Raw genomic sequence first — 5395 nt, forward strand, 5'->3', positions numbered from 1 at the left:
TAAAATACATGCAGGGGAGGATTGCACATCTGGGTTGAAGATGGATGCAGAACGGATCGCGGTTATGAGGTGGTCGATCACCTTCATGCTTTATCTTTCCTTGGTAGAATTGTTTTTAAGTAGTCTTCTGTAGCCTCAAAAACAGGCTCCTTTTTATTCTGATTTCGCATCAAGGGGATAACTTTGGTTCTTACACCCATACCACGCCAATCAACATAGCTGTAGTCCCTTAAAACTTCCATAATCAGATTATTTCGCGGCGACCTTTGACCTGCAATCATTTTACTGATTGTCATAGAGTTATGAAGCTTCCCTGGACTAATAACTTCCATACGATCGGAATAACAACTTATTTCTATATCAACCGATCTTGTCCAATCTCTATGAGCTAATGCGTTAATGGTGATTTCTCTAATAGCCTCCCTAGGATAAATCCAAGATTTCTCCCGCCGCATATTTTCGTCAATACAGTCTGACTCCTGAGTAACAAAAGGTTCTATAGCAGCTGAAAACTTCTCAATAATTCCCTCATCTATTAACTCCTTTTCTCCAAAATTATTATTTTTCCAACGACCAACCAAAGGTGCGTCAAGCACTACATCTAACTGTGCTTGATATTCTTTATTTATTCCTGAAAATACCATAAGACGCAATCCTGACTGTCGCAGAAAACGTCGAGGGTTAACTCCAAAACACAACAGTCCCGCTACTGAGCAAACGGAATTACCCATACCATCTTCAGCCATCATTCCCAAGCCTAGTAACCGACTAATCCAAAGAGAGTCGCTATCAGGAACATCTGGGTCTTTAATTATATGGCGTAAATAAAAATCTAAGCGATCCTTGTCAAGATTTGAAAATGAAGTTCCGGCAACCGGCATGACCTCCACATGAAGCAAGCCTCCACTTTCAAAAAGTCGTAGCTGTTGCTCTCGGCTTGCTAATTCTGAACGATCACCCATACGTATATAAACTTCTTCACGATTGTTATGCCGGCGCACATAAGGTTTTGCTAACCCCATAGATATCGTAACTATGCCAACCCTCATTTGGTTTTCAAGCACGATTTCTTCATAAAAAGGAATTATCTGAGGATGCACTTTATCTCTAAAAATATTTAACACCCATTCCTGTGTTGATTCTTGCTGTAAACCGGATATCTGGCCATCATCCTCTACCCCAAGGATAATTTTTCCCCCCTGGAGATTTGCAAATGCGACAACTTCTTTAGCTAACTGTTCAGGACGGATGTCATCTCGTTTAAATTCAACTCCGGAATTTTCCCCGTTTGCTAAAATTTCCAATAATTCAGATTTTAACATATCTCACCTCAAAAACCGTACTTGGATTTACGCTGATTAAAAGCAGCTTTGCCACCTTCAAGAATAATAGCAGCTTTATCTCGAACCACTGAAACATCTATTGCTCCTTGTGACTCCCTAGGCATCTGCGCCTGCCCATCAGAAACTTCAAAAACACCAATCCATTCAGCATCACCAAAAACAGGTATGTTTGCATTATGGGTGGCAAAAATGAATTGGCGAGCAATTTTAGCAGAGCGTAGTTCGGTTACGATACGATCCGCTATAAAAGCATTATCCAGATTATCTTCCGGTTGGTCCATTATTAAAGGATCCAGATTCTGTAAAAGAAGCAGGTGCAATATTGCCGTGCATTGCTGCCCAGTGGAGAGTTTTTCAAGAGGTTTAAAAAGTTCTTTTCCTTCATGGGCAGTGTTCAGCTCAATTGTAATTACATCAGGGCACTCCAGCTCCTCGAGTTCCAAGACCTGATTTTTCGTTAAACGCACCAAGGCATCTGCAACTGTAGGGGTAATACTCCAGTTAGCAGAACGAAGTTTACTTGCTCCCTCTCTGATGAATTGAGCTAACTTTACGGGTGAAAAATCTTCTGCCGATTCAATCCAACTCAGTCTGCCTTCACCAACTCCATCAAGGTTACATTGCAACAAAAAATCAATCACCGGCCTACGATCAAATTCTGCTTTAGCATCTAACCGTAACTTCCCTTTTAGGCGTTTATTTAGTTCCTTTAAGGAGCGTTCAAACTGAGCCGAGTGGTCAGCCCGTATCGCAGACAGTTCCCCCAATATAGATTGACGTTGCGTGTTGAGCTCAGCACTTAACTTCCTATGGTTTTCAATGACAAGTTTCTTGGGACGAATCTGTTCAATTTCTTTAATTAAGCGCTGGTATTCTATACCGATTTCTTTTCCTGTTTTACCTTCGCTGCAGGGAAGGTCTCGGTAGGTTTTCTCTAAAGTTTCTTCTTCTTTTTGAAGTTTATCACTGCATTCCAAGGCGTATTTATCAATGCTTGTTTTTGCCTCTATGTATATCTTATCCCACTGACTTAAGATATTTCCGGCATCGGAGCTTAACTTGTCCAATACCTTTTTGATTTTACGGAAAGTTTCAGCATGAGGTAACCCCTCCAGGGAATGATCGCTTAAAAAAGTAGTATCCGGAAGACTATCCTTAACAGCTTCAAAAGCGTTGTTAAGGTTAGACCCCTCTTCTTCCAAAGCCCGAGACATAATGCCTCTTTCTTTTTCCAACAGCGGTACAATTTTAAGCTTATCTTCCAGACCAAGACTTATAAACTGCCCCACCTGCTCTTCTAGTTTTGGTAACCGAGCTACTTCATCCTCGACTCTTGCCATCTTCATTGATGAATCGATCAGTTTTTGCCTGTTCTCTGACAACTTTTTAAGCACAAACTGAATTTTTGATGCACTGTCATGTTGACCAATTTCCAGAAATCTGCTTAATAATTGACTTTGACTGATCTTGTTTTGAGCGATTTCAAAGATCTCATTTTGTCCGTAAATTTCGATCTCTGGTAATAGATCCTTCGGTGTAAATGAGGATGGTGCCCCGTTATCATCAGTCACACTGGTGGTCTCTCCGTACCTCCGGGCCAGAGTAAAACGCTTGCCGTTCATTTTTGATGAACGTACAACCAGTTCAACTCGCGCTTTTGATTTACCAAGGTTTTCCTTAATAATTTCATCATGCTGCTTTTCTGCGTTTTTTCCAATGGGCCGTCGTTCTAAAACATAGCGTATACATTCCAGTAGCGTTGATTTTCCTGTACCTCGACCACCGATAACTGTGTTAAGATGATCTGAAAAACTAATATGAACTCCATCCAGGTAACCACCCGTAACTTTAAAACTTTCAATGTGTGAGAAGTATTTTTCAGATACATCACTGTTTAAGCGCACCCTTGATTCCGGATCTTTAAAAGCAAGTTTGAATGCCTCAAAAGAAGGATTTGTCATTTTTATGAGACATGAAGCTCTGGGGTTAGCCAAATCCTCGGGTTTTGCGACATCTTTGGCATTGATGATGGCCATTTGTATTTCTCTTTCGTATGCTGGGTCTTTGTTGAGTAATATTTTCCGATACCTGTTTTCCTCATCATTTTTTAGTTCATCCAGGGTTCCCTTTATCTGGGCAGCCCGTAGGTTTATATCACTCCACACATGGCACAACTTCTGCTTCAAGACCCCACTACCTTCTTCACAGTGTGCTGCGTATATAAAACCACCCAACTCTTCCACCTTGGCAATCAAATCGTTGCCTCCCTTATTGGAAGGATAAATACCATCTTTAGGATCCGTCAAACCCAATGCCCCCAAGTATCGGTTTAGCTGATCTGTGGAAGTTTTTTCATCAAACAGACAAACAAAATGTGCTTTTTCAGTAGACGCTATCTCAAAGCCCGGAAAAACGATGATTCCTTGTGTGTTCATAACTGTTCTGATCGCATCAACACCTTCAACATTGCCATGATCAGCCAGACCAATAACCTTAATATTATTTTCCAAGGCAACCCTAACCAGTTCTTGATTATATCGTTCTTCCGTCATGCCGTGATCCCCACCCCGATAAGCTATATAGTTAGAGGGATTAACCTGTAGGGCACATTTCCAGAACTTTGCTTTTGTGAATATTTCAGTCATTTTTGCTCCTTTGCATTTCGTTTTTCAGCCAGACTCAGATGATGGTCGTTAATACGGTCGCCTTTGAATTTATGGAACCAGGGGGCGGATTCGACATCTTTGCCGCGGTCTTTATCCCATTTAATATTGGGTTTGTCTTTGAGAACACCGGCACCTTTTTTTTTGATGTCTGGTACTGACATGAAAGGGCGGATGTTGAGGCGGACGCCGTCATTAAGATCTGGATTCCAGCCTATCGGTTGTTCAGCCAGAGATTTCCAGCGCACAAAAATATCATATGGTGCTTCGCCTTGCAGGATGAGCTCTAGCTTTTTTTTGAGGGCTTCGGCGGCGGCAAGTTTGGTTTCGGGATCGGAGAGCGTAGAAGCGCCATCTTGGCGTTTCTCTTCAAAGCGGCTGGAAGCCGCTTCTACTTTGCAGCGAGTAATCCAATCGCCTAGGTAGGTATAGATTAGGGTTTCCAGGTTTTTGTAGTCGAGTTTGTGGTAGTTTAGCAAAGCCGCAAAACCGTCGGAAAGACCATCCCAGATATGCCAGATAAATGGTCGGTGGCCAAAGAGTTTACAGTGTTGGGTGAAGAATTTTTCTCGTAACCAGGAATCGAGTGTTTTACCAGCGTGGTCGCAGGAGGTGAGAAGTTGATCGAGGATAGTGGTGGACCATGCCTTATCATAGGCAGCGGCCAGGAGGTTGAGCAGGCGGTCGCTGGCGACAGCTTCACCTCGGACGGAGGGGATGCAGACGATGCCGTCTTCATCACTTAAGGGGACTAGATCGGCGCAACGGTTTACCCACTCGCGTTGTTCGGGGGCGAGTTCGAGAGTAGACGCGCCATCTTGGCGCGTGGTTTCGGAGGAGGATGAAAGCGGCTGGAAGCCGCTTCTACCTTCGGCAGGCCAGCGGTAGCCGAGAAGTCGGGCTACGGCGATATGCAGGACGGTGTGGTCGGTGCGAACAGAAGCGACTTCCAGTCGCTTGCTTGTTTCACTCCAAATGACTGAACCGCAGGGATGACCGTGGAAGATCCATTGGGTGGGATCATCTGTGTAGGGTTCGGGCAGGCCGTTGGGGTATTTTTCTTCAGCGACTTTTTGCCATAAACTCCAGTCAATGGGGATTTTTCCTAGTGTAGCATTAGTGACTTTTAATGCTTGGTCAATTTGCCTAACGACCACTGAAAATTCACTTGATGAGCAGTAAGTCCAAAGTGTAGTTAAATCAATTGCATCATGAGGTTTTAATAAACCTGAATTCTGATCAAAAGGCTGACCTGAATATAAAGAAACAGGCAACTCTCTCATAAGACTAACCAATACCCCTTTTTGCCCCCAGTATTGAGAGCCAGCTTTCCAAATTGCACTAGTGTAACCTTCAAGGTTTCTTTTATCTTCCATCATTTTAAACAGT

3 protein-coding genes are annotated in these 5395 nt (G+C 43.1%); all 3 read right to left on the reverse strand.

Going from position 1 to position 5395, the window contains the following annotated elements:
* Positions 1 to 83: 83 nt before the first annotated feature.
* From HQK80_15105 to HQK80_15115, 3 genes are read right to left on the reverse strand one after another with little or no spacing between them, the layout of a single operon-like run.
* Entirely contained in the window at positions 84 to 1322 is a 1239-nt protein-coding gene (locus tag HQK80_15105) for a putative DNA binding domain-containing protein (GenBank protein MBF0223522.1), read from the reverse strand.
* An 8-nt stretch (positions 1323 to 1330) separates the two neighbouring features.
* Entirely contained in the window at positions 1331 to 3988 is a 2658-nt protein-coding gene (locus HQK80_15110) for an AAA family ATPase (protein MBF0223523.1), read from the reverse strand.
* On the reverse strand, positions 3985 to 5385 hold the full coding sequence (locus HQK80_15115; protein MBF0223524.1) for a hypothetical protein: 1401 nt from the start codon (positions 5383 to 5385) through the stop codon (positions 3985 to 3987). Before HQK80_15115 ends, HQK80_15110 begins: the two co-directional genes overlap by 4 nt.
* Positions 5386 to 5395 lie beyond the last annotated feature (10 nt).

It is taken from the genome of Desulfobulbaceae bacterium (genome assembly GCA_015231515.1).
GTDB lineage: Bacteria > Desulfobacterota > Desulfobulbia > Desulfobulbales > VMSU01 > JADGBM01.